The following is a 21,850-nucleotide window of genomic DNA, read 5'->3' as shown; positions in this document are numbered from 1 at the left end:
CAATGACCTCGCCGCTAAAACTCTAGAGATAGGCGCGCTTCAAAGGGTTTTGAAATGATTGGACGTTTTGCCGTATCTTCAAAAACTATATTGTCTGATGACATCTGCGAAGAAGGAGAACAAGATGCGGATGCTGATGCTGGGAGCGGCGCTCATGATGACATCTGCTGCCATGACATATTCTGTCATGGCGGATGACGACGATGCCAGGGGCGCGCAGAAGCTCGCCATGCAGGGGCGCGACGATTACTGGCATTGCCTGGCGCGGGAATATTCGCGCGACAGCAATCAGGGCCTGTCGGAACAGGATTTTGGCCGCTCGGTTGCGGGCGCCTGTCCGTCGGAGCGGCAATATTACCGGGTGGCATTACTCGACTATCTCACCACGCAATATCCGAACATCGATTCCGGCGCCCATCTCGCGACCGCGAACAGGGCGGTGGAGTCGGCGCAGAAGGACATCGTGACGGCTTTCGTAAAGCACAGGCCGCCGCAGAAATGATTCGAACCGCCGTTGCGGTCCCGTGGCTCTTCCGGCTGCGCGCTCATCCATGGTATCAATGATCGTATCTGGAACAGGGATGGGATTCCATGTCGTCTGAGTCGGTGGGTGGCATTTTGGGCGCGATCGTCGCGGCGGTCGTGCTTGCGGTCGCCGTCGTCCTCGGGCCGATCGGCCAGTACGGCAAGCCGCCCAAGCCGGCCAAGGTCGATCCGGCCCCGGCGGCCGCGCCGGCAGCCCCTGCCGCGCCCGCGCCGCGCGGCCCGGTGATCAAGGAAGTCCCGAACTAGTCGTCGGCCTGAAAAAGGGGTGCTCTTGCCCCTTGAAAAGCGGTTTTGCCGTCCCCATCTGGGTACTAACGGCGACGTTGAGAGAAAGACTCCGGCGCTGGAACGACCTTGGAATAGCTCAGACTGCGCCGGATGTACGCGCGGTCCGCCGTTCCGGGGTCGTTGGCATTTTGGGGCGCTTTTAGGCCCTTCCCCTTGGAAACCCCGGCTTGGCAGCGCAGGACGCGGCGGATATACGCTGCCGTCATGAATGAAGCGATCAGACCGGGCTCCGACAATCCGCCCCAGGCTCAAGAGGGGCCGGAACTGTCGGTCATCGTCCCGACCTTCAACGAGCGCGACAACGTCATGGTGCTGTACCGGCGCCTGGAGGCGACGTTCGCCAACGTCGCCTGGGAAGTCGTGTTCGTGGACGACAATTCGCCCGACGGCACCTGGGACGTCGTGCGCGCGCTGGCGCAGCGCGACAGCCGCGTGCGCTGTGTCCGCCGCATCGGCCGCCGCGGCCTGTCCGGCGCCTGCATCGAGGGCATCCTGGCCTCCAGCGCGCCCTTTGTCGCCGTGATCGACGCCGATCTTCAGCACGACGAGACGCAGCTGCCGAAGATGCTGCTGCTGCTCGCCAGCGACGAGGCCGATCTGGTGGTCGGCAGCCGCTATATCGAAGGCTACAAGAGCGAAGGCTTCAACAAGCAGCGCGCCGGCGCCAGCGCTCTGGCGACCGAGGTCGCCCGGAAGATGCTGCGGGTCGAGATCGCCGATCCCATGAGCGGCTTCTTCATGGTTCGCCGCGACCGTTTCGAGGAATTGGCACCGAAACTTTCGGTGCATGGCTTCAAGATCCTGCTCGACCTCGTCGCCACCGCCCACGGCAGCTTGCGCGCCGTCGAGATTCCCTACACCTTCGGTGCCCGCCAGCACGGCGAGAGCAAGCTGGATTCCATGGTCGCGCTCGACTTCCTTGGCCTGGTGCTGGCCAAATTGAGCAACGACATCGTCTCGCTGCGCTTCATCCTGTTCGCGATGGTCGGCGGCATCGGTCTCGTGGTGCACTTGACCACGCTGTTCATCGCCCTTCAGGTCTTCAAGGCGCCGTTCGCGGAGGCGCAGGCCGCGGGCGCCATCGTCGCCATGACCAGCAATTTCATCCTCAACAACTTCCTCACCTATCGCGATCAGCGGCTGAAGGGTTTTGCACTGCTACGCGGCCTGATCGCGTTCTACATCGTGTGCAGCGTCGGCCTGCTCGCCAATGTCGGCGTCGCCTTCTCGGTCTACGACCAGGAGCCGATCTGGTGGCTGGCCGGCATGGCCGGCGCGCTGATGGGCGTGGTGTGGAACTATGCGATGTCCGGACTGTTCGTCTGGCGCAAGAAATAGCTCACGATGGGTGAGACTGACGCGCGGGTCGTCCGCAATACCGCGCTGGTGATCCTTGCGCTGGTCGGCTTGCGGCTGGTCGCGGCCGCCTTCACGCCGATCACCTTCGACGAAGCCTATTACTGGATGTGGTCGAAGAATCTGGCGGGCGGCTATTACGACCACCCGCCGATGGTTGCCTACGTCATTCGCGCCGGCACGATGATCGCCGGCGACACCGAGCTCGGCGTCCGCCTCGCCTCGATCCTGCTCGCGCTGCCGATGAGCTATGCGATCTATCGCTCGGCCGCGATCCTGTTCGGGGGCGCCCGCGTCGCGGCCACCAGTGCCATCCTGCTCAACGTGACGCTGCTGGCCGCGGTCGGCACGCTGATCGTCACGCCCGATGCGCCGCTGCTGGTCGCCTCCAGCTTCGTGCTGTTCTTTCTCGCAAAAGTGCTGGAAACCGGCCGCGGCGTCTGGTGGCTCGCGGTCGGTGCAGCCGTCGGTGCGGCGCTGCTGTCGAAATACACCGCGATGTTCTTCGGGCCGGCGATCCTGATCTGGCTCGCGGCCGTGCCGAAACTCAGGCGCTGGTTCCTCTCACCCTGGCCCTATCTCGGTGGCCTCGTTGCCCTTGCGCTGTTCTCGCCGGTGATCCTCTGGAATGCGGATCACCAATGGGTCTCGTTCGCAAAGCAGCTCGGGCGCGCCAGGATCGAGGATTTCCGTCCCGTCTTCATCGCCGAGCTGATCCCAACCCAGATCGCGTTCGCAACGCCGCTGGTCTTCATTCTCGGCGCGATGGGGCTGCACGCGCTGACCTGGCGCCGGGCCGGCGCGCTGGCCTCGCGCGTGCTGATCGAGACGCTGTTCTGGACCATCGTCGCCTATTTCGTCTGGCATTCGCTGCATGCCCGCGTCGAGGCCAACTGGTTCGCGCCGGTCTATCCGCCCTTCGTGGTTGCGGCTGCGGCCGCCGCCAACCTCGTGCAGTGGAAACCGCGTGCGCGCCGCATGGTCGACTTTTGTCTGCGCTGGGCCGCGCCTGCCGGTATCGTGATGTTCGCAGCCCTCATTGTGCAGGCCAACACCGGCTGGCTGTCCGGCTATCGACGCGATGCGACCGTGCGCAGCGTCGGCGTCGGCTGGCGCGAGCTCGCCGCGGAGATCGAAGCCGTGCGCGCCCGCACCGGTGCGACGTGCGTGCTGGCGCCGGATTACGGCACCACCGGCTGGCTCGCCTTCTATCTGCCGCGCGGCAGCTGCGTGGTGCAGCAGAACCAGCGCATCCGCTGGGTCAACATGCCCGAGCCCGATCCAAAGCTGCTTGCCGGCAAGCTGCTCTATATCGATGAGCTGCGTGAGGGCGGCCATCCCGCCGTCCACGATCTCTTTGCGCAGGTGACGCAGGTTGCGCAATTGCAGCGCAAGCGCGGGCCGCTCGTGGTCGAGACCTACGGCATCGATCTGCTCGAAGGCGCCAAGGGCGACGTGCTGGACCGCTCGCCGCCACCGGAAGCGCGATAGCGGGCCGTCTCGTCGTCCCGGCGAACGCCGGGACCCATACCGCGTGATCTATCGATGAGCGCAGGTATCTGTACCGCGTGAAGACCCATTCACTGCCAGTCTTCGCCACACCGCTCCCTGTGGTTATGGGTCCCGGCCTCCGCCGGGACGACGGCGGAGTATTTGGCGAGCAGAACGGCTATCAATCGATCATCTCGGCCTTGGTCGCGGCCTGGCTGGGCCCGTTCCGGTCGCGCCAGAACCAGACGGTCACGACGCCGGAGCGGCCGCGGACCTGCGTGAGCAGGGGGCCTGTCAGGACGCCGTCGGGAGCGCCGTGGAAGTCGGCGGCATCCAGCAGCGTATCGGTCAGCGCGAGTCGCGCATCGTTCTGGGCGGCGACCTCCATCAGCCGGCTCGCCACGTTGACGGTGTCGCCGGTCGCCGTGATGTGCTGGTGGCTTTCGCCGAGACGGGAGGCGACGATCGGGCCGAAATGCGCGCCGATCTTGAAGCCGAGCTGGCCCCCGATCGCAGGGGGCAGCGAGGTGATCCAGCGTTCGACGCCGCGATGCAGGTCGATCGAACATTTCAGCGCGCGCGCCGCGTCATCCGGCATTGCGTGTGGCAGTCCGAACAGGATCATGGCGCCGTCGCCGAGAAAGCCGGTGACCATGCCGCCGCAATCGACTGCCGCCTGGTCGATCAGCGCGTGAAAAGCCTTCAGGAGATCCCTGAGCGCGTCCGGATCGGTCCGTTCGCTCAGCGCCGTGAAGCCGGAGAGATCGATGAAGACCACGGCGGCATCCTGCCGGACAGGCTTCGACAGGAAGTTCGGATCGCGCGCCAGCCACTCCTGCACGGCGGGTGCCTGGAACAGCGCAAGCGATCTGCTCTTGGCGGCGAAATACTGCGTGCGACGTCCTCCCGCCCACAATTGCACGCCGGCAAACACCGCAACCGGCGGCACCGCGGCTGCGAGCGTGGTCGCGGCATTCAGCCAGATGCCATGGGTGAACGCGAACAGATTGAGCCCGGCCCAGGCGAGCATCACGGCAGCTGCCGCGACGACGCCGATCGCGCTCCGCCGCCAGGCGAGCAGGCCCACCAGCAACATCGGCAGCAGGATCGCGGCGAGCGCGTCGGCGATATGCACCTTGCGGTCGCGCACGATGCCGTCGCCGGCGACGAGATGGGTGATCGCGGTGGAGATCACCTCGACGCCGGGCATGAGGGAATCGAACGGCGTCGGATAGAAATCACCGCCGCCGGCGACCGAGGCGCCGATCACGACGATCCGGTTCTCGATGGCGGCGCGACTGAGCGTGCCGTCGAAGATGCTCTGCGCGCTGACGGTGCGGATGGTGCGGCGCGGGCCGTAATAGGTGATCGGCAGCGCGAAGTCGGTGTCGGTCGGCACCGCGCGATCGCCCAGCATGAGGTGATCCGGCGCGATCGTCAGCGGCTTGTCGAGCGCGCGGGTTGCGACGCGCAAGGGGAATGACAGCTCGACCTTGTCGTGCGTCCGGAACAGCATCGGGACCGAGAGCGGCGAGCCGGATTGCCCCGTCGCGACGTTGACGACGCCGACCTCGGCGTGATCGGCAAATGCGGGCAAGGGCAGCAGGAAGCGCTCGGCTTGCGGCAGGACGGCGAGGGGGCCCTGGCTGCCGGGCGCCACGGTCTCGCTGGCAGTCGGGAAGATCGCCGCGGCGGCGAGGACCATCGGACCGGTGGCGAGCGTGTTGGCCAGCGTGGCGTCGCCGATCGCGGCGCTGCGGTCGACCAGCAAGAGGTCGATCGCGACGACCTTCGGCTTGAACTGCACGATGGTGTCGACGATACGGGCGAGATCGGCGCGCGGCAGGGGATAGCTGCCGCCGCGTTTGACGACGGTGTCGTCGATCGCGACGATGGTGACGAGATCGGGCGGAGTCTGCACGCCGCGGACCTGCGTCCGCAGGTCGGTCAGGGTTGCTTCGAGGCGGTCGAGAAAGCGCAGATGGCCGTTGGCGTGAGCGGCATAGATGCCTGCCCCCCACAGCGCGGTGAGGACGAGTGCCACCAGGATCTGAACGCGTCTAGTCATTACGTGCTGCAATCTTCTTTGTCTTATGGTCCGGGCCTTATTGACCTAGTCTTGCCATCAGCGCGTCGACGCGCGGCTGGCCCCATGTCTTGACGGTCAATGGACCGGTTGTCTCGACATCGACGCCTTCGCCAGGGCCCAGAACGACGCCGCGTCCGCGGCTCCTGCGGCTCACGCCGACACGGCCGTCGGCGACGAAGACCGAGGTTTTTGCGTCGGCGACGTCGACGGCCCATTTGGTGCCCCGCACCGCGGCGATCGCCTGCGGCGTCAGCACCTTGAAGGGATTGCCGCCGGGCTTTTTGGGCACCTGGACCAGCAGCGCTTTGCTGCTCAACTCCACGGAGTCTATATGTCCGTCGCGGTTGGCGTCCTTAAGTTCAAATCTGGCGCCGTTTTCCGCAACGATGGTGATGCCGTTGTCGCAGCGCCAGGTCTGCGTGCCGGCGGCGGATGGTGCCGGCGTGCAGCCCGCATTGGCAGGCTGCGCGGCCACGTATCCCGTCAACAGCGACGACCACGCCAGAGCGAAAAATCCGGCACGTGCGATCCCTCTCATGCCAGCCTCCGTTAGCGTGCGTGGTTTGCGTGCGTGGCACAGTTCAAGGCGATGTTGATACGGTACCGTATCACACGCGGAGGCTGCTGAAAAGTGCTGCTTCTCGCAGGTATTTAGTTGCCGCGGCCTTTTCCAGACCGGCGCGATCAACTTTCAGTCAGGGTGCCGTGCTGCGTGAGCGCGCGGTGCGCTGTGTGATGTGCGTGAGCGTTGCCGCCATTCCGCTGACATCGGTGCGCCGAATGACGGAGGGAACGCCCGCACGCGCCAGCCTCGCGCAATGCTTCGCCGCTATGGTCCAGCGGTATTAAAGACCACGAAAATGACTTGGTTGGATGCGCCTAGAGAGGCCGTCAAAGACGTCCCCTGACCGCACCGATCAGGCCGAGAATTATAGTTAACAGACGCCGCTAAGTCCGTAGTTCTGCGGGCTTTTTTCTCGAAATGGGACGGCGTTAACGAGTTGCCCCATATCCGCCCGAACTTAATCCGCATTTAACTAAAAGTCGCCTTAATGACGCTCCGACCCTCTGCGAGATGCTGTTCCCGGAACGTGGCCAGCAGCGGCACTTCGAAGGGGGACTGAGTGACACCGTCCTGGACGCAAGGCGAATGAGTACGAGTATCGCTGCGCAAAATAACGCGGCACGGAAGTCCAAAAATCCTGGCAAGAATCCACATCGGAAGCCTTCCCGGAAAATGACCACCCAAAACGTGCTTGGCGCCGCCTTGATCGGCTGCGTCGTGCTTGGCGCCGGCTGGACCGTCTACAGCAACATCTTCGCCGCCAGCGTCTATCCGACCGTCGGCAGCAACGGCTACGACGAGCCCGTGGTCAAGCGCGCGCCCAAGGTCGCGCTGCGCGAGGCGGGCGACGCCATCAAGGAAGCTTTTGCGCTCCTGCCCGACCGTTTGCAGGTCGCAGCCCCCATCTCGCGCGAGATGTTCAACGAACGCTTTGCCGCGGCTGCGACGCAAGGCGTGGAATCCAATGCGGCGAGTGCCGTAGCTCAGGCTCCCGCAACGAAGGTCGCCGACACCGCGAAGCCGAGCGTGATCGCGAAGGTCGCCGAAGCGCTGAAGCCGTCCGCCCCGGCCAAGGTCGCTGAAAAGACCACTGAAAAGATCGCCGACGCCGCCAAGGCCAAGCGCGCTCCGGATGCGCCGGTGCAATTGGCTTCGGCCGATCCGGCCGAGATCGTGCCGGCGCCCGAAGCGAAGCCAAAATTCTTCGCCGACCGCGCCAAGGCCGCGGTGATGTCGATCACCGGGCCGCGCCAGTCGATGGTCGATAAGCTCTGGGGCAAGCGCGAGCCCTCCGGCGGGCTGCTGGCCTATGCCTCGGCCGATGCCAGCGTGACCGCGTCCATCGCGCCGAGGGAGCAGAACCCCATGCTCGGCGGTTCGGCGCCCTATGAGCGTGACACCGCGGTCTACGACATCACCGCCAAGATGGTTTATCTGCCCGACGGCACCAAGCTCGAGGCGCATTCCGGCCTCGGCTCCAATCTCGACGATCCCCGTTCCTCGCGCGTCCGCATGCGCGGCGTGACCCCGCCGCACATCTACACGCTGAAGCCGCGCGAGGCGCTGTTCCACGGCGTGCCGGCGCTGCGCCTGACCCCGATCGGCGGCGAGAGCGCGATCTACGGCCGCGACGGCCTGCTCGCGCACACCTTCATGCTCGGGCCGAACGGCGACTCCAACGGCTGCGTGTCGTTCAAGGACTATTACGCGTTCCTCGACGCCTACCGCAACAAGGGCATCCGCAAGCTCGCGGTGCTGGCGCGGGTGGAGTGAGGCGTGCTCTGAGCATGATCCGGAAAAGCGTGCAGCGGTTTTCCGAAAAGATCATGTTCAGACAATCAAGCCGCCACTGTTTTGCGTAGCGCCATCTCGGTGGCAATCGCCTCCCTCACGCCAGCGCATCGCTTGGCGCGATGATCGCGAAGCGGTCCGACAATTCCGCCAGCGCGACGTCGTGAATGGTCCTTGCCGAGAGGGCTCCGCCGCGGCCGTCGGGCAGGTCCCGCGTGGCGCAGGCGTCGGCCGCGATGGTCGTGCGCAGGCCGAGGTCGAGCGCCGCGCGCGCGGTCGATGAGACGCACATGTGGGTCATGAAGCCCGCCAGCACGATGTTCGTGCGCCCGGTCGCCGCCAATCGTGCCTGCAGGTCGGTGCCGGCAAACGCATTCGGCAGCGCCTTCTCGATCACCGGCTCGGTCGCGAGCGGCTCCAGGCTCGCGACGATCGCGCCGCGCTCGGCCTCACGGTCGAACAGGCTGCCGGCGCGGCCCTTGTGCGCGATGTGGAAGATCGCGGCGCCGCTCTGCCGGGCGCGCGCGAGCAGCTTCGCGGCGACGGCGATCGCGGGCTCGGCGTCGGGCAAGGCGAGGGGGCCGGCGCGATATTCGTTCTGGATGTCGATCAGCACGAGGCAGGAATCGGCGAGCTTGGGCGGAGTGAGATCGGCGCCGGCGAGTTCGAGCAGGGTCTTGGGAGCGGTCATGTCGGTCAGGCCTTTCGGGAGCAATCGATGCGGCGACACTAGCGCGGCGGAAGCCTGCCATTGTGCAGGATTGTTGCAGCATATGGCTGCAGATTTGCAGGGCGAGGCGGCGCCTGCTAGGCTCATTCCCATGAACTGGGACGATCTGCGCATCATCGCCGCGGTGAGGGACGAGGGCACCTATGCCGGCGCCAGCGCGCGGCTGCGCATCGACGAAACCACCGTCGGCCGCCGGCTCGCGCGCATCCAGCGCGATCTCGGCGTGCCGCTGTTCGATGCGGTGGACGGCCAGCGGCGGCCGACGCGCCATTGCGAAGCGGTGCTTGAGCATGTCAGCGCGATGGCCGCGCATGTCGCGGCGATCGACCGTATCGGTGAGAGCCGGGCGGGGGCGGTCGGCCGCCTGCGCATCGCCTCGACCAATGCGGTCGCCGAAGAGCTGCTGGCGCCGCGCGCCGGCGCCTTCCTGCGCGATCACCCCGGCCTGACCCTGCAATTCCTCACCTCCAGCGGCAACGTCAAATTCTCGCGCTGGCAGGCCGACCTTGCCATTCGCCTGCGCAAGCCCGAGAAGGGCGACTTCACCATCTCCAAGCTCGCCGATGTCAGGCTGTATTTCTTCGAGCCCACGGACCGCAGCGGCGGCGAGCCGGTCGCCTGCGTCTATCCGGACGAGCTCGATGCCATTCCCGAACAGCAGTTCCTGCGCGCGAAACGGCTGAAGAACGTCCGCTGCGTCACCGACAATGTCCGGATCATCAGGACCATGATCCAGTCGCATCAGGCCGTCGGCGTGCTGCCCGAGCACAGCTGCGGGGCGCTGCTTGCCGACCGCAGCTTGCGCGCCACGCTTCTGCCGAGGCGCCGCGACGTCTGGCTGCTGGTGCAGAACCACCTCAAGCGCGATCCCGCGACGCGCCTGACGATCGACTGGGTGAGGGCGTGTTTCCAGGACACGTCTCGCAAATGACCTCGCATCGCATTGTGATCATCGCGTCACAGTGCGCAATGCGCGACGAAAAATCCTGAACCACCCCCTTGCAACCCGAACTTGCTTCGTCTATTAGCCCGCTCCTTCGCTAGGCCATGGGTTCGGGCTCTCTGAGATCCCGACTGGCGCGATCCGGTTTCCGGTCTCGTGTTCCGCCGAATGAAGGGCAAACGCAGGACGTAGCTCATGGAGAGCGTCGGGTTGAAGACCCGAAGGCATCGGTTCGATTCCGGTCTCTTGCACAAGGGATAGCTCAGTTTGGTAGAGCAGATGATTGTGGTTCATCCTGTCGCGGGTTCGACTCCCGCTCCAGCGCTCCGTTTCAGCCTGAAAAGCTGATACCTCTGACGAGGACCGGACGCGCGCTTCAGTCGCAGTCCGGCCGTTTTGCCGAAAGGCTTTCCGTCCGAACCTAGACACTGTGAGACCGGCTTTGCGCCGCGGGTAGATACCGCTTGCGCTGATGCCGGGTGGCTCCGCATGACCGCTCGACACGCGTCGAGCGATCGCGCGCGTGCGCCCGTCGTCATGCAAGCTCAAGCCCCGGCCCGCCGATTTCCCGGGAAGCGTCGTCCGCGTCCTCACGTCCTTTGCAAATGAAACCCGCTGTCCGGCCGCGTTCGGCCGGAGGCAACATGAAGGAGGCGTGCCATGAGCTGGCATTTGCTGATGCTGAACGTGACGGTGAAGGACGGCGAGCGTGCGTTGCTCACGCGCAACGGGCAGCTCACGCGCGTGCTCGCGCCCGGCAAGCATCGCCTGTTCGATCCCCTGCACGAGCTGAAGGCCGAGGTGCTCGACGTGGTCCGCAGCGAATTCCCTGCGGATCGCTATGCGGTGCTGAAGGCCGCGCGGCTCGATCTTGCCGCCGAGCTGTTCGAGGCGGTCGAGACCAAGGCGGACGAGATCGCCATCGTCAGCCTCGACGGCCGGCCCGTGCATCTGATGACGCCCTGGCAGGTGCGCGTCTACTGGAAGGTCGCGACCCGCATCGATGTCGAGCGCATCGATGTGTCCGCTGATCCCCGTGTCGGCGCGCGGTACCTGACCATGATCGAGCGCAACCGCTCGACCGTCGTGATGGAAGCGGTGGTCGAGAACCACGAGGCGGGCCTGCTCTATGTCGAGGGCCGGCTCGTGGAGCGGCTTGCGCCCGGCCGGCACGCCTTCTGGACCGTCGGCCGCAAGATCGAGGTGAAGCGCCTCGACCTGCGGCCCCAGGCGGTCGAGATCACCGCGCAGGAGATGCTGACCAAGGACCGCATCGCGCTGCGGGTGACGCTGACGGCGTTCCGCCGGGTGGTTGATCCCGAGCGGACGGTTGCGAGCGTGCCCGACGTGGACGCGTGGCTGTACCGCCTGGTGCAGTTCGCGATCCGCGAGGCGGTTGCGGGCCGGACGCTGGACGAGGTGCTGTCCGCAAAGGCGGTGCTGGATGCGGAGCTGCGCGACTATGTGCGCGCACGCGTCGCAGAGTCCGGCGTCGAGGTGATCGAGCTCGGCGTCAAGGACGTGATCCTGCCCGGCGAGATCCGGGAGCTGGTGAACAAGGTGGTGGAGGCGGAGCGGGTTGCGAAGGCGAACCTGATCCGTCGGCAGGAGGAGACCGCGGCGACGCGTTCGCTCCTGAACACCGCCCGCCTGATGGAGGAGAACCCCCTGCTGCTGCGGCTCAAGGAGCTGGAGTCGCTGGAGCGGCTGGTCGAGAAGGTCGGCCGCATCGACCTCCACGCCGGCAACGGCGAGGGCCTCGATGCCCTCTTGACCCGGCTCGTGCGCCTCAAGGCGCCCGAGAGCGCGTGAAGCAGAAGGGCCGCCTACGGGCGGCCCTTCATATCTCCGTTGTCCTCGCTTGCGATGAACGCGCAAGCGGGCCGGTGCGACCAAATCCTGCGAGGGGATTGCGCGCGCGCAAAGGTTGCGTAATCTCGCGATGACGATCACGGTCTTGATCAGGGCAGGCCCATGACCACTCTTGAGCAAACGATCCGCCCCTCGGCGCAATCGCGGGAATGGAAGGCGATCGTCATCCTGATCCTGCTGATCCCGGTGCTGTGGTCGCCGCCGTTCCTGTTTCGCTTCTTCCTGTACCAGCCATTCAACATCCCCTCCAATTCGATGGCGCCGACGCTGGTGGTGGGCGACTACGTCTTTGCCGCGAAATCGGCCTACGGCTACGACCGCTATTCGTTTCCTTTCGCGCCGTCCTGGATTTCGGGCCGCATCTTCGCCGCCGATCCCGACTACGGCGACGTCGTCGTGTTTCGCACGGCGAAGGACGCCTCAGTGGACTACGTCAAGCGTGTGGTGGCGCTGCCGGGCGACCGGGTCCAGATGCGCGACGGCCGGCTCATCCTCAACGACAGGCCGGTGACCCGCGTTGCGCTGGCGAGCGTGCCTGGCGACTCCACCTGCGGGCTCGAGCCCGGCGCGAAGGTCAAGCGCTGGCGCGAGACGCTGCCGAACGGCAGGAGCTATCTGACCTACGACTGCGTCGACAATGGATACCTCGACAACACCAGCGTCTACACGGTGCCGTCAGGTCATTTCTTCGCGCTCGGTGATAACAGAGACAACTCCACCGACAGCCGCATGATGTCGGTGATGGGCTTCGTCCCGATGGACCATCTCGTCGGCCAGGTGACGCGGATCTTCTGGTCGCTCGACGAAGACGGCGAGCCGCATATGGAGCGACTGGGGAAGGTGGAGTAAGGCCCGACTGTCTCGGCCGTCATTCCGGGGCGCGCGAAGCGCGAGCCCGGAATCCATTGATCCGCAAGCTCAGCTCGCAATTTGCGGATACAGGTCGATCCATTGAGGATTCTTCTCCTCAATGAGCCGGACCTTCCAGTCCCTCCGCCACTTATTCAATTCCTTTTCGCGTTCGATGGCCGTGACGGGATCATCGTAGATCTCGAACCAGACCAACCTGTCGACGGAGTAACGCTTGCTGAACCCTGCGACGACTTTGCTCTTATGTTCATGGATGCGGCGAACGATGTCGTTCGTCACGCCGAGATAGAGCGTGCCGTATTTCTTGCTGGCGAGAAGATAGACGTAATAGGCCATGAGCAAGTGGTGAAATGGATTCCGGGCTCGGCGCTTCGCGCCGCCCCGGAATGACCAAGATTGCCACTTTTGCGTGTATCATTCAAAAACAAAAACCCCGGCATCGCTGCCGGGGTTTCGCATTTCGCGTCTTGCCTGAACGGCCGGACTTAGAAGTCCATGCCGCCCATGCCGCCGCCCGGAGGCATCGCGGGGCCGGCGCCGCCCTTCTTGGGCAGCTCGGCGACCATGGCTTCCGTGGTGATCAGCAGGGCCGCAACCGAGGCTGCGTTCTGGATCGCGGTGCGGACCACCTTGGTCGGGTCGATGATGCCCTTCTTGACGAGGTCGCCGTATTCGCCGGTCTGGGAGTCGAAGCCGTAGGCGTACGACTTGTTCTCCAGAACCTTGCCGACGATCACCGAGCCGTCTTCACCGGCGTTGATCGCGATCTGGCGAGCGGGAGCCGACAGCGCCTTGCGCACGATCTCGACGCCGGTCTTCTGGTCGTCGTTCTTGGTGCGCAGGCCCTTGAGCTGCTCGGAGGCACGGAGCAGGGCGACGCCGCCGCCCGGGACGATGCCTTCTTCCACGGCCGCGCGGGTCGCATGCATCGCGTCATCAACGCGGTCCTTGCGCTCCTTCACCTCGACCTCGGTCGCGCCGCCGACGCGGATCACCGCGACGCCGCCAGCGAGCTTGGCGAGACGCTCCTGGAGCTTCTCACGGTCGTAGTCCGAGGTGGTTTCCTCGATCTGCGCCTTGATCTGGGCCACGCGCGCCTCGATGTCGGCCTTCTTGCCGGCGCCGTTGACGATCGTGGTGTTCTCCTTGTCGATCATCACCTTCTTGGCGCGACCGAGCATGTTGAGCGTGACGTTCTCGAGCTTGATGCCGAGATCTTCCGAGATCGCCTGGCCGCCGGTCAGGATCGCGATGTCCTGCAGCATGGCCTTGCGGCGATCGCCGAAGCCCGGAGCCTTGACGGCCGCGACCTTCAGGCCGCCACGGAGGCGGTTCACGACCAGGGTGGCGAGGGCTTCGCCTTCGACGTCCTCGGCGACGATGACCAGCGGCTTGCCGGTCTGCACCACGGCCTCGAGCAGCGGCAGCAGCTCGTTCAGCGAGGAGAGCTTCTTCTCGTTGATGAGGATGTAGGCGTCGTCCATCTCAACGCGCATCTTGTCGGCGTTGGTGACGAAGTAGGGCGAGATGTAGCCGCGGTCGAACTGCATGCCCTCGACGACGTCGAGCTCGGTCTCGAGCGACTTGGCTTCCTCGACGGTGATGACACCCTCGTTGCCGACCTTCTTCATGGCGTCGGAGAGGAACTTGCCGATCTCCTGGTCGCCGTTGGCCGAGATGGTGCCGACCTGGGCGATCTCGTCGTTCGAGGTGACCTTCTTGGAGTTCTTGACGAGGTCCGCAACGACGGCTTCGACCGCGAGGTCGATACCGCGCTTGAGGTCCATCGGGTTCATGCCGGCGGCAACCGACTTGGCGCCTTCGCGCACGATCGCCTGGGCCAGCACGGTGGCGGTGGTGGTGCCGTCGCCGGCCGCGTCAGCGGACTTGGAGGCGACTTCGCGCACCATCTGGGCGCCCATGTTCTCGAACTTGTCCTCGAGCTCGATCTCCTTGGCGACGGTGACGCCGTCCTTGGTGATGCGGGGAGCGCCGAACGACTTGTCGAGCACGACGTTGCGGCCCTTCGGACCGAGTGTGACCTTCACCGCGTTGGCGAGAATGTCGACGCCGCGCAGCATCTTGTCGCGCGCTTCAACCGAGAATTTGACTTCTTTAGCTGCCATCTGGATTTTTCCTTAGGTGTTTTGCTGGGGGCGAGAGGGGGGCTCTTAGGCCGCCTTCTTCTTGGAAGCGGGGACGTCGAGGACGCCCATGATGTCGCTTTCCTTCATGATCAGCAGATCGACGCCGTCGATCTTGACCTCGGTGCCGGACCACTTGCCGAACAGCACGCGGTCGCCGACCTTCAGGTCGATCGGGATCAGCTTGCCGGCTTCGTCGCGGCCACCGGGGCCGACGGCGACGATTTCGCCCTGGGAGGGTTTTTCCTTGGCCGTGTCGGGAATGATGATGCCGCCAGCGGTCTTCTCTTCTGCGTCGATGCGCTTGACCACGACGCGGTCGTGAAGCGGACGGAATTTCATGCAGTCCTCCTAAGCAATTGCTCGGGTTGATGATTTCAGATTGTTAGCAGTCTGTGCCCGCGAGTGCTAGCACAGGCGAGGCTGAAATAGGACAGGAATTTTGCGGGGGCAAGGGCTTCTAGCAGAAAAATCGGCACTCGGAAGCGCGCTCTGCCGGAATCTCTTTCCCATCGTTAACCGTCAGCCGGACCGTATTAGCACGGAGCCATCTCTGCTGCTAACGCATTGAATTTCAACAGCTTGTTAAACTTTTGGGCTTGAGATGAGTTGTCAGTTTGCGTCACATTTCTCTCATGTGAGCGCATCTCCACCGGGTGGCTCGTAAGCAGCGTACCGGATCAAGCCGCCCCCTGAATGCGCTCCTGCAAAGGAGGTTGGCATGGTCTCGCGGGTTGGGGTTGTTTCCGACGACTTCCGGAAACAGGTGCTGGGTTACGGGCTGACGACGGCTGAAATTCTCTATCGGATGCCGGATCATCCTTCGCTGCTTCAGACCTATGTCTGGCAGAACTACGATCTCTTCCCGAAATTCCCGGCGCTGACCGACTTCCTGGCGTTCTGGCAGCAGAAGCTCGACGGTCCCTTGTTCTCGGTCACCGTCGCGCATTCCAAGCTGATCAAGCCGGCCGAGCTACGTGCGGTCGACGGCGTCTTCAGGCTGCATTGACGCAGCGATCAGGTGCCGCCGTTGCAGTAGCGTTTCCACATCGCGCGATAGGCCTCGTCCACCGCCTGCGCGTAGGAGACCGGGTTGCTGGCGACCGCAGCCCTGATCTGTCCGGGCAGTTCGCGGCGCAACTTGTCGAGGTCGCCGACCTGCGACGCACGGCTCACTGCGATCTCGACATACGCCTCAGCGCTGTCCGCAACCCAGTCCGGCAGGCCAAGCGCGGTGAGGATGGCGCCGGCGGCACGGCTGGGCAGACTGTTCCCGAGCTTCGCCACCACCGGCACGCCCATCTGCAGGGCTTCCAAAGTGCTGACGCCGCCATTCTGCGGGAACGGGTCGAGGGCAATATCGACGCGATTGAATGATGCCAGATGTTCGATTCGCAAGGTGGTTCCGAGCAGATCGATGCGTTCGGCCGGCAATCGGCAAGTTGCAAGCCGTGCCAGCAGATTGTCGCGGACCAGTTGATCGTCCAGCGCAACATCCTTGATCAGCAGTCGTGACCCCGGCACCCGCTCGAGAATCCTGGCCCAGGCTTCCGCGGCCTCGTCTGAAATCTTGCTGATGCGGTTGAAGACACCGAATGTGACGAAGCCGTTCGAGGTCGCCGGCGTTGACGCCCGCGCAAGCTCGATCGGCAGCGGCTCCAGCGTCACAAAGCACGGCAGATCGACAACGGTTTCCGCAAACAGATGCCGAACCGCGAGTGGAATCGCGACCGGGTCCGAGAACAGATAATCGATCGTTGGCAGACCGGTGCCGGTGCCGTGGCCCCAGCCATGGACCTGGATCGGCGCCGGCTTGCGCGCAAACACGCCGAGGCGGTTTCCCTTGGTATGGCCGGACAGATCGATCAGGATATCGACGCCATCGGCGCGGATCTGACTGGCGAGGCGATCGTCGCTCCATTGCGAGGCATCGCGCCAGCGATCGGCGATCTTTTGAAATTCGTCGGTCGCCGCATCCGCTTTTGACGAGCATGAGTAGCACACGATCTCGAACTGTGCCCGGTCATGGTATTGCAGGACCGGCTTGAAAATGAACGCGGCCGAATGCGCGTTGAAATCCGACGAGACATAGCCAAGCACCAGAGGGCGATCCGGATCGCGGCTGTTGTCGTGCGGTCTCGCCGCATCTGAAGCGATTTTCGCGCCGATCCGCTCCCACCAGACTTGCCGCGCTTGCTGATGCTGCTCGACGCTGGCATCCGCCAAGAAATCGAGCGTGAATATCTTGTTGGAGATCGCGCTCGGGTAGTCGGGCTCGATGTCAAGGGCCCTGTCGAAACTGGCCAGGGCTTCGTCGACCCGGCCAAGGTCGGCGAGACAAAGGCCCCGCACCAAGTGAGTTTGAACGGAATCGGGATCGATCGCGAGAGCTTTCTCGCAATCGTGCAATGCTTCGGCCAGTTGCCGGATTTGGAGCGAGACACTGGCGCGCCCGAGCCATCCGTTCGCGTCGTCGGGTGCAAGGGCGATTGCCTGATTGCAATCCGCCATGGCTTCGTCAAATCGCAGAAGCTCCCGCAATGCGATGGCGCGGTTCGCCAGCGCCGAGGCATAGCCAGGCTTGATCGACAGCGCGCGGTTCAAGCTTGCGATGGCCTCGTCATAATTGCGCAGACGGCAGAGCACCCAACCCCGGCCGTTGTGGGCTTCGGCAAGGTTTCCGTCAATTGCGAGCGCCTTGTCGTAGCACTCGAGCGCTTCCTGAAGATCGACGGTCACGCTCGCGTTGCCGAGATTGGACAGGGCGAGGGCGTAGTTGGGGCGCAAGGCGAGGGCCCTTCGATAGCTCTCGCGGGCCTCATCGTGACGTCGTTGCCCGTTCAGCGCGACGCCGCGGCTCATGTGAGCATCGGCAGATCGCGGATCCACGGCAACCGCCCGGCTCAGCAGAATTTCGGCTTGCTGATAGTTTTTGGCATCAGACTCCAAAACGCCGAGCATATGCAGCGCGATGAACTGGTTGGGCGCGAGCTGCAGGAGCTGGCGATAGGCCGCCCGGGCCTCGGGGAGAAGCCCCTTCTTATGCAACTGGAGGGCGTTCCCGAGCAATGGCAGCACCTCGGCTTCCTGCCGTTTCTGAAGCCGGGCATTCTTGAATGCACGCTGGCCTACGCTGTTGCTCATGAATCAATTCCCCCAGAATCTCCCGGCGAGACTAATTCAGCGAGGGAACGAATACGAGACGACGGCCGCTCGCGACGCCAGCTTGGGACAAGCTACGACCGATCGGGGTCATGGCGTTACTGGCCCAAGCCCGCAATTGCTGCCTCGTCCAAGACTGGATAGTCTGCCTTCGGGTCGTACCCGTCCGGTGGGCACGGCCCGGATCAGGGAGGTAGACAATGGCCAAGCAAAAGGCATCAAGACCCGCAACCAAGACCGCGGTGAAGAAGCGGAGCGGCGCCAAGGCGGCGGCGCGATCCTCGGCGCGCAAGGCGGTGAAGGCAAAGGCTCGCACGACCTCGCCGAAGAAGCCCGTGCGTCCCAGGCAGCGCATCGCGATCAGCCATCACCGCGAGGAAGACTTCAAGGCCGACGGCCTGCGTGCCTACGCAAAGTACCGCGACCTCGGCATTGCTGACGCGAGCCACGGCCTTGCGCAAGCGCATGTGATCCGCCTGCAAGGCCCCTGCAATCCCGCGGAAGTCTCAAAGCTTCACTTCCACGACGTCGAATTCCAGATGGTCTATGTCCTCAAGGGCTGGGTGAAGACCTACATGGACGGGCAGGGCGAGACGCTGATGAAGGAAGGCAGCGCCTGGACCCAGCCACCGAAGATCAAGCACATGATCCTGGATTATTCTGACGACGTCGAGCTGCTGGAGGTGATCCTGCCGGCGGAGTTCAAGACGGTGGAGCTGAAGGCGTAAGTTGACGCGCGGTCGCGCGTTGTCGTTCTCCGCCGTCATTCCGGGGCGCGCCTCTTGGCGCGAGCCCGGAATCCATTTCACCCCGAGTGCTGCGGCCAGATGGATTCCGGGCTCGCGCTACGCGCGCCCCGGAATGACGGGCGGAGAGAGCTAATTCAACACCCCCACGATCGCCCCCATGAGGCACGTCGTCAGCGTCCCCGAGACGATCGACTTCAGCCCGAGCGCGTTGATCTCCTCGCGGCGCTCAGGCGCCATCACCCCTAAGCCGCCGATCATGATGCCGAGGCTGGCGAAGTTGGCGAAGCCACACATGGCGTAGAGCATGATCAGGCGCGAGCGTGTGTCCAGCGCATCCGGCGCGAGCTTCGACAGGTCGACATAGGCGATCAGTTCGTTGAGCACCGTTTTCGTGCCCATCAGGCTGCCGGCGGTGACGGCTTGGTCCCATGGCAGTCCCATCAGCCAGCACACCGGCGCCATGACGAGGCCGAGCAGGCGCTGCAACGAGATCGCGGCGCCGCCGATATCAGGCAACAGGCCGAGGATGGCGTTGACGAGATAGACCAGCGCCACCAGCACCAGCAGCATCGCGACGATGTTGATCAGCAGCTCAATCCCTGCGCTCGTGCCCTTCACGATCGCATCCATCGTGCCGGAGACCTCCATCTCGGGATCCTCCAGCGCGCCGCCGGTGCGCTTGTCTGATGTCTCCGGCACCATGATCAGGCTGACGAGGATCGCAGCCGGCGCGCCCAGTACCGAGGCGATGACGAAATGCGCCGCAGCGTCGGGGATGAGAGGAGCAAGGAGCGTCGCATAGAGCACCAGCACCGTGCCGGCGATGCCGGCCATGCCGCCGGTCATCACCAGGAACAATTCGCTGCGCGTCATCTGCACAAGATACGGCCGCACGAACAGCGGCGCCTCGACCATCCCGAGGAAGATGTTGGCCGCGGTCGACAGGCCCACCGCGCCGCCGACGCCGAGCGTGCGTTCAAGGAGCCAGGCCATGCCGCGCACGATCGGCGGCAGCACCCGCCAATAGAACAGCAGCGTCGTCAGCACGCTCATGACCAGGACGATCGGCAGCGCCTGGAACGCCAGGATGAAGTCGGCGCCGGGCGCCTTCAGCTCGAAGGGCAGGGGGCCGCCGCCGACATAGCCGAACACGAAGGAGGAGCCGGCGCGCGAGGCCGCGGAGATCGCGCCGACCGCGTCGTTGATGGCGCCGAAGGCATGGGCGACGACCGGCAGCTTCAGGAGCACGGCCGCGGTGACGAAGGTCATGACAAGGCCGATCGCCGCCTGGCGCAGCGAGACCGCGCGGCGATTCTCTGCCAACGCCCACGCGATCAGCAGCAATGCGAAAATGCCGAGTGCCGATTGCAGCCGCAGCATGATGTCCCCAATCCCTCCATGATTATGGCCGCGCGTGCGTTGCAAAGGCAATGCCGGGACGCGCGGGAAACGTCCGGCTGTTGACAAGCAGGCCCGCCTCAGTCACGCGGGGGCACGTCGACGTCAAGGGGGCGAGCGGTCGAGGGTGACCCAAAAGGCGATCCAAGAGGCGATGCCAGAGCAGCCAATATCCGATCATCCGCCGGTCAGCGCCGGCGCGCTGCTCTCCCACCGCGCCTTCCTGTTCTTCCTGCTCTCGCGCAGCCTGTCGCGCTTTTCCAGCCAGATCGCGGCGGTCGCGATAGGCTGGCAGATCTACGACCTCACCGGTTCGGCTTTCGACCTCGGCATGGTCGGCTTGGTGCAGTTCCTGCCCACCGCGCTGCTCGTCTTCGTCGCCGGCCACGCCGCCGACCGCTTCGAGCGCAAGCGCGTGGTCCAGCTCTGCCAGCTCGTGGAAGCCGCGACCGCGCTCTATCTCGCAATCATCACCTATCTCGGTGCGGTCAGCGAAGTGCAGATCTTCATCGCGACCTTCGTGCTCGGCATCGCCGGCGCCTTCGAAAGCCCGACCACCGCGGCGCTGCTGCCGCTGATCGCGCCGCAGGGCTCGCTCCAGCGGGCAACGGCAGTCGCGAGCGGCGCGGGGCAGGTCGCGACCATCACAGGTCCCGCGCTCGGCGGTTTTGCCTACGCGGTCGCGCCGCATCTTGCCTATGCCGTGATGCTGCTGTTCTGGATTCTCGGGATGATCTTGACCGGCTTCATCCGGCCGCGCCCGCAGGCGGTGGCCAAGGAGGGGACGAGTTCGGACAATATCTTTGCCGGGGTCCGCTTCATCCGGCGCAATCCGGCGATCCTCGGCACCATCTCGCTCGACCTGTTCGCGGTGCTGTTCGGCGGCGTTACCGCGCTGTTGCCGATCTATGCCCGCGACATCCTCCAGACCGGTCCGGTCGGGCTCGGCGTGTTGCGCGCCGCGCCCGCGGTCGGCGCGCTGCTGATGACCATGGTGCTGGCGCGCCACGCCATCTCGCGGCATGTGGGTTTGCGCATGTTCCAGGCCGTGATCGTGTTCGGCATCGCGACCATCGTGTTCGCGCTGTCGTCATGGATGTGGCTGTCGGTGCTGTCGCTCGCGATCCTCGGCGCCGCCGACACGATCAGCGTCGTGATCCGCTTCTCGCTGGTGCAGCTGTCCACTCCCGACGAGATGCGCGGCCGGGTCGGCGCGGTGAATTTCCTCTTCATCAACGCCTCCAACCAGCTCGGCCAGTTCGAGAGCGGCGTGGCGGCCGCATTGTTCGGCGCGATGCCGGCGGCGGTGCTCGGCGGCGTCTGCACCGTTGCGGTGGCGCTGTTGTGGATGAAGCTGTTTCCGAGCCTGCGGCGGGTGGAGAGTTTGGAGTAGGGGCACTTCTTCGCCTCTCCCCGCTTGCGGGGAGAGGCCGGAATTCGCGCGTAGCGCGGATTCCGGGTGAGGGGGACCCTCCGCGAGTCCAACTCTCACCGTGATTGCGGAAGCAGCCCCTCACCCCAACCCTCTCCCCGTAAGAACGCAGGGCTGTCCGGGGAAGTTAGGCATAGGATAGCTCGATCTGGTCTGGGTGGCTGTGGGATCTGCGTTTGCTTGGGTTGATGGGTGGAGGCTTGTCGATTGCGGCGATGGCCCGGCGCGTGAATAGAAGCTGGCTGACGAGTTCAGCGAACCTAATCGGAAGCATGGCGAGGCAGTTGGCTTTGGCGGCGATACGCAGCAACAGGTAGGCGATCATTGCGGCAAACACCTGGAGCCGGACCGCATTGTCGTTGGCGCCGAGAAATTTGCGGATGTCGAGATGTTGCTTGATCCAACGGAACAACAGCTCGATTTG

19 protein-coding genes, 2 tRNA genes and 1 pseudogene are annotated in these 21,850 nt (G+C 64.7%); 13 read left to right on the top strand and 9 right to left on the bottom strand.

Going from position 1 to position 21,850, the window contains the following annotated elements; all coding sequences use genetic code 11:
• Positions 1 to 124 precede the first annotated feature (124 nt).
• The 4 genes from BM118_RS36415 (at position 125) to BM118_RS36400 (ending at position 3,681) form a co-directional block, all read left to right on the top strand.
• Positions 125 to 502, top strand: coding sequence for a hypothetical protein (locus tag BM118_RS36415; protein ID WP_092192563.1), 378 nt, complete (start codon positions 125 to 127; stop codon positions 500 to 502).
• Between the two features lie 89 nt (positions 503 to 591).
• Positions 592 to 792 (top strand): hypothetical protein, encoded by a 201-nt coding sequence (locus BM118_RS36410; protein WP_092192352.1) that lies wholly within the window; start codon positions 592 to 594, stop codon positions 790 to 792.
• Positions 793 to 1,038: 246 nt separating this feature from the next.
• Positions 1,039 to 2,172 carry a glycosyltransferase family 2 protein gene (locus BM118_RS36405; RefSeq protein WP_092192350.1) on the top strand — a complete coding sequence of 378 codons (1,134 nt, stop codon included), beginning with the start codon at positions 1,039 to 1,041 and terminating at the stop codon, positions 2,170 to 2,172.
• A 6-nt stretch (positions 2,173 to 2,178) separates the two neighbouring features.
• Entirely contained in the window at positions 2,179 to 3,681 is a 1,503-nt protein-coding gene (locus BM118_RS36400) for a glycosyltransferase family 39 protein (RefSeq protein WP_092192348.1), read from the top strand.
• A 181-nt stretch (positions 3,682 to 3,862) separates the two neighbouring features.
• Here the strand turns inward: BM118_RS36400 and BM118_RS36395 are convergent, their stop codons facing one another.
• Together BM118_RS36395 and BM118_RS36390 are read right to left on the bottom strand one after the other, a co-directional pair.
• Positions 3,863 to 5,749 (bottom strand): CHASE2 domain-containing protein, encoded by a 1,887-nt coding sequence (locus tag BM118_RS36395; RefSeq protein WP_092192346.1) that lies wholly within the window; start codon positions 5,747 to 5,749, stop codon positions 3,863 to 3,865.
• Between the two features lie 37 nt (positions 5,750 to 5,786).
• Positions 5,787 to 6,308 (bottom strand): FecR domain-containing protein, encoded by a 522-nt coding sequence (locus BM118_RS36390; protein WP_092192344.1) that lies wholly within the window; start codon positions 6,306 to 6,308, stop codon positions 5,787 to 5,789.
• Between the two features lie 699 nt (positions 6,309 to 7,007).
• Between BM118_RS36390 and BM118_RS36385 the strand changes: the two genes are divergently transcribed.
• On the top strand, positions 7,008 to 8,108 hold the full coding sequence (locus tag BM118_RS36385) for a DUF2778 domain-containing protein (protein WP_177235013.1): 1,101 nt from the start codon (positions 7,008 to 7,010) through the stop codon (positions 8,106 to 8,108).
• 115 nt (positions 8,109 to 8,223) lie between these two features.
• Here BM118_RS36385 and BM118_RS36380 read toward each other — a convergent pair whose 3' ends face one another.
• Complete coding sequence (locus BM118_RS36380; RefSeq protein ID WP_092192561.1) at positions 8,224 to 8,817, bottom strand: cysteine hydrolase family protein; 594 nt, start codon at positions 8,815 to 8,817, stop codon at positions 8,224 to 8,226.
• A 130-nt stretch (positions 8,818 to 8,947) separates the two neighbouring features.
• On the opposite strand from BM118_RS36380, the gene BM118_RS36375 reads away from it, so the two are divergent.
• From BM118_RS36375 to lepB, 5 genes are all read left to right on the top strand, one after another.
• A complete protein-coding gene (locus tag BM118_RS36375; RefSeq protein ID WP_092192341.1) occupies positions 8,948 to 9,787 on the top strand; it encodes a LysR family transcriptional regulator in 840 nt (279 codons plus the stop codon).
• Positions 9,788 to 9,980: 193 nt separating this feature from the next.
• Positions 9,981 to 10,050: transfer RNA gene (locus tag BM118_RS36370), tRNA-Phe, on the top strand.
• A 4-nt stretch (positions 10,051 to 10,054) separates the two neighbouring features.
• A tRNA-His gene (locus BM118_RS36365) sits at positions 10,055 to 10,120 on the top strand.
• Positions 10,121 to 10,459: 339 nt separating this feature from the next.
• Positions 10,460 to 11,611: a slipin family protein gene (locus BM118_RS36360; protein WP_092192339.1), complete on the top strand. Its 1,152-nt coding sequence runs from the start codon at positions 10,460 to 10,462 to the stop codon at positions 11,609 to 11,611.
• Positions 11,612 to 11,773: 162 nt separating this feature from the next.
• Positions 11,774 to 12,520, top strand: a complete 747-nt coding sequence (lepB, locus tag BM118_RS36355) for a signal peptidase I (protein WP_092192337.1) — start codon at positions 11,774 to 11,776, stop codon at positions 12,518 to 12,520.
• A 69-nt stretch (positions 12,521 to 12,589) separates the two neighbouring features.
• Here the strand turns inward: lepB and BM118_RS36350 are convergent, their stop codons facing one another.
• The 3 genes from BM118_RS36350 to BM118_RS36340 all read right to left on the bottom strand — a co-directional run bounded on the left by BM118_RS36350 (position 12,590) and on the right by BM118_RS36340 (position 15,027).
• Complete coding sequence (locus BM118_RS36350) at positions 12,590 to 12,877, bottom strand: GIY-YIG nuclease family protein (RefSeq protein WP_092192335.1); 288 nt, start codon at positions 12,875 to 12,877, stop codon at positions 12,590 to 12,592.
• A gap of 149 nt (positions 12,878 to 13,026) precedes the next feature.
• The gene (gene groL / locus BM118_RS36345) at positions 13,027 to 14,667 is read right to left on the bottom strand and encodes a chaperonin GroEL (RefSeq protein ID WP_092192333.1); all 1,641 of its coding nucleotides are present in this window, start codon (positions 14,665 to 14,667) and stop codon (positions 13,027 to 13,029) included.
• Positions 14,668 to 14,712: 45 nt separating this feature from the next.
• Positions 14,713 to 15,027: a co-chaperone GroES gene (locus BM118_RS36340; RefSeq protein WP_092192331.1), complete on the bottom strand. Its 315-nt coding sequence runs from the start codon at positions 15,025 to 15,027 to the stop codon at positions 14,713 to 14,715.
• A 379-nt stretch (positions 15,028 to 15,406) separates the two neighbouring features.
• Here BM118_RS36340 and BM118_RS36335 point away from each other — a divergent pair, with 379 nt between their 5' ends.
• Complete coding sequence (locus BM118_RS36335; protein ID WP_092192329.1) at positions 15,407 to 15,694, top strand: usg protein; 288 nt, start codon at positions 15,407 to 15,409, stop codon at positions 15,692 to 15,694.
• Positions 15,695 to 15,702: 8 nt separating this feature from the next.
• Here BM118_RS36335 and BM118_RS36330 read toward each other — a convergent pair whose 3' ends face one another.
• On the bottom strand, positions 15,703 to 17,829 hold the full coding sequence (locus tag BM118_RS36330; RefSeq protein WP_092192327.1) for an O-linked N-acetylglucosamine transferase, SPINDLY family protein: 2,127 nt from the start codon (positions 17,827 to 17,829) through the stop codon (positions 15,703 to 15,705).
• Between the two features lie 218 nt (positions 17,830 to 18,047).
• On the opposite strand from BM118_RS36330, the gene BM118_RS36325 reads away from it, so the two are divergent.
• Positions 18,048 to 18,575 (top strand): cupin domain-containing protein, encoded by a 528-nt coding sequence (locus tag BM118_RS36325; RefSeq protein ID WP_092192325.1) that lies wholly within the window; start codon positions 18,048 to 18,050, stop codon positions 18,573 to 18,575.
• Between the two features lie 150 nt (positions 18,576 to 18,725).
• Here BM118_RS36325 and BM118_RS36320 read toward each other — a convergent pair whose 3' ends face one another.
• Positions 18,726 to 19,976: a NupC/NupG family nucleoside CNT transporter gene (locus BM118_RS36320; protein ID WP_092192323.1), complete on the bottom strand. Its 1,251-nt coding sequence runs from the start codon at positions 19,974 to 19,976 to the stop codon at positions 18,726 to 18,728.
• Between the two features lie 172 nt (positions 19,977 to 20,148).
• Between BM118_RS36320 and BM118_RS36315 the strand changes: the two genes are divergently transcribed.
• Entirely contained in the window at positions 20,149 to 21,387 is a 1,239-nt protein-coding gene (locus BM118_RS36315) for an MFS transporter (RefSeq protein ID WP_092192559.1), read from the top strand.
• A gap of 166 nt (positions 21,388 to 21,553) precedes the next feature.
• On the opposite strand, the pseudogene BM118_RS36310 reads toward BM118_RS36315, so the two are convergent.
• Positions 21,554 to 21,850 (bottom strand): annotated as a pseudogene (locus BM118_RS36310) (IS4 family transposase); the annotation flags it as partial.

Source organism: Bradyrhizobium sp. cf659 (assembly GCF_900113725.1).
In the GTDB taxonomy this organism is placed as follows: Bacteria; Pseudomonadota; Alphaproteobacteria; order Rhizobiales; family Xanthobacteraceae; genus Bradyrhizobium.
Note: the sequence above shows the minus strand (reverse complement) of the source record. Positions and strands in the feature narration are given on the sequence as shown.

Excerpts from the sequence above, each read along its gene's own strand:
- BM118_RS36415 (WP_092192563.1), top strand. The coding sequence starts at position 125 with ATGCGGATGCTGATGCTGGGAGCGGCGCTCATGATGACATCTGCTGCC.
- BM118_RS36410 (WP_092192352.1), top strand. The coding sequence starts at position 592 with ATGTCGTCTGAGTCGGTGGGTGGCATTTTGGGCGCGATCGTCGCGGCG.
- BM118_RS36405 (WP_092192350.1), top strand. The coding sequence starts at position 1,039 with ATGAATGAAGCGATCAGACCGGGCTCCGACAATCCGCCCCAGGCTCAA.
- BM118_RS36400 (WP_092192348.1), top strand. The coding sequence starts at position 2,179 with ATGGGTGAGACTGACGCGCGGGTCGTCCGCAATACCGCGCTGGTGATC.
- BM118_RS36395 (WP_092192346.1), bottom strand. The coding sequence starts at position 5,749 with ATGACTAGACGCGTTCAGATCCTGGTGGCACTCGTCCTCACCGCGCTG.
- BM118_RS36390 (WP_092192344.1), bottom strand. The coding sequence starts at position 6,308 with ATGAGAGGGATCGCACGTGCCGGATTTTTCGCTCTGGCGTGGTCGTCG.
- BM118_RS36385 (WP_177235013.1), top strand. The coding sequence starts at position 7,008 with ATGACCACCCAAAACGTGCTTGGCGCCGCCTTGATCGGCTGCGTCGTG.
- BM118_RS36380 (WP_092192561.1), bottom strand. The coding sequence starts at position 8,817 with ATGACCGCTCCCAAGACCCTGCTCGAACTCGCCGGCGCCGATCTCACT.
- BM118_RS36375 (WP_092192341.1), top strand. The coding sequence starts at position 8,948 with ATGAACTGGGACGATCTGCGCATCATCGCCGCGGTGAGGGACGAGGGC.
- BM118_RS36360 (WP_092192339.1), top strand. The coding sequence starts at position 10,460 with ATGAGCTGGCATTTGCTGATGCTGAACGTGACGGTGAAGGACGGCGAG.
- lepB (WP_092192337.1), top strand. The coding sequence starts at position 11,774 with ATGACCACTCTTGAGCAAACGATCCGCCCCTCGGCGCAATCGCGGGAA.
- BM118_RS36350 (WP_092192335.1), bottom strand. The coding sequence starts at position 12,877 with ATGGCCTATTACGTCTATCTTCTCGCCAGCAAGAAATACGGCACGCTC.
- groL (WP_092192333.1), bottom strand. The coding sequence starts at position 14,667 with ATGGCAGCTAAAGAAGTCAAATTCTCGGTTGAAGCGCGCGACAAGATG.
- BM118_RS36340 (WP_092192331.1), bottom strand. The coding sequence starts at position 15,027 with ATGAAATTCCGTCCGCTTCACGACCGCGTCGTGGTCAAGCGCATCGAC.
- BM118_RS36335 (WP_092192329.1), top strand. The coding sequence starts at position 15,407 with ATGGTCTCGCGGGTTGGGGTTGTTTCCGACGACTTCCGGAAACAGGTG.
- BM118_RS36330 (WP_092192327.1), bottom strand. The coding sequence starts at position 17,829 with ATGAGCAACAGCGTAGGCCAGCGTGCATTCAAGAATGCCCGGCTTCAG.
- BM118_RS36325 (WP_092192325.1), top strand. The coding sequence starts at position 18,048 with ATGGCCAAGCAAAAGGCATCAAGACCCGCAACCAAGACCGCGGTGAAG.
- BM118_RS36320 (WP_092192323.1), bottom strand. The coding sequence starts at position 19,976 with ATGCTGCGGCTGCAATCGGCACTCGGCATTTTCGCATTGCTGCTGATC.
- BM118_RS36315 (WP_092192559.1), top strand. The coding sequence starts at position 20,149 with ATGCCAGAGCAGCCAATATCCGATCATCCGCCGGTCAGCGCCGGCGCG.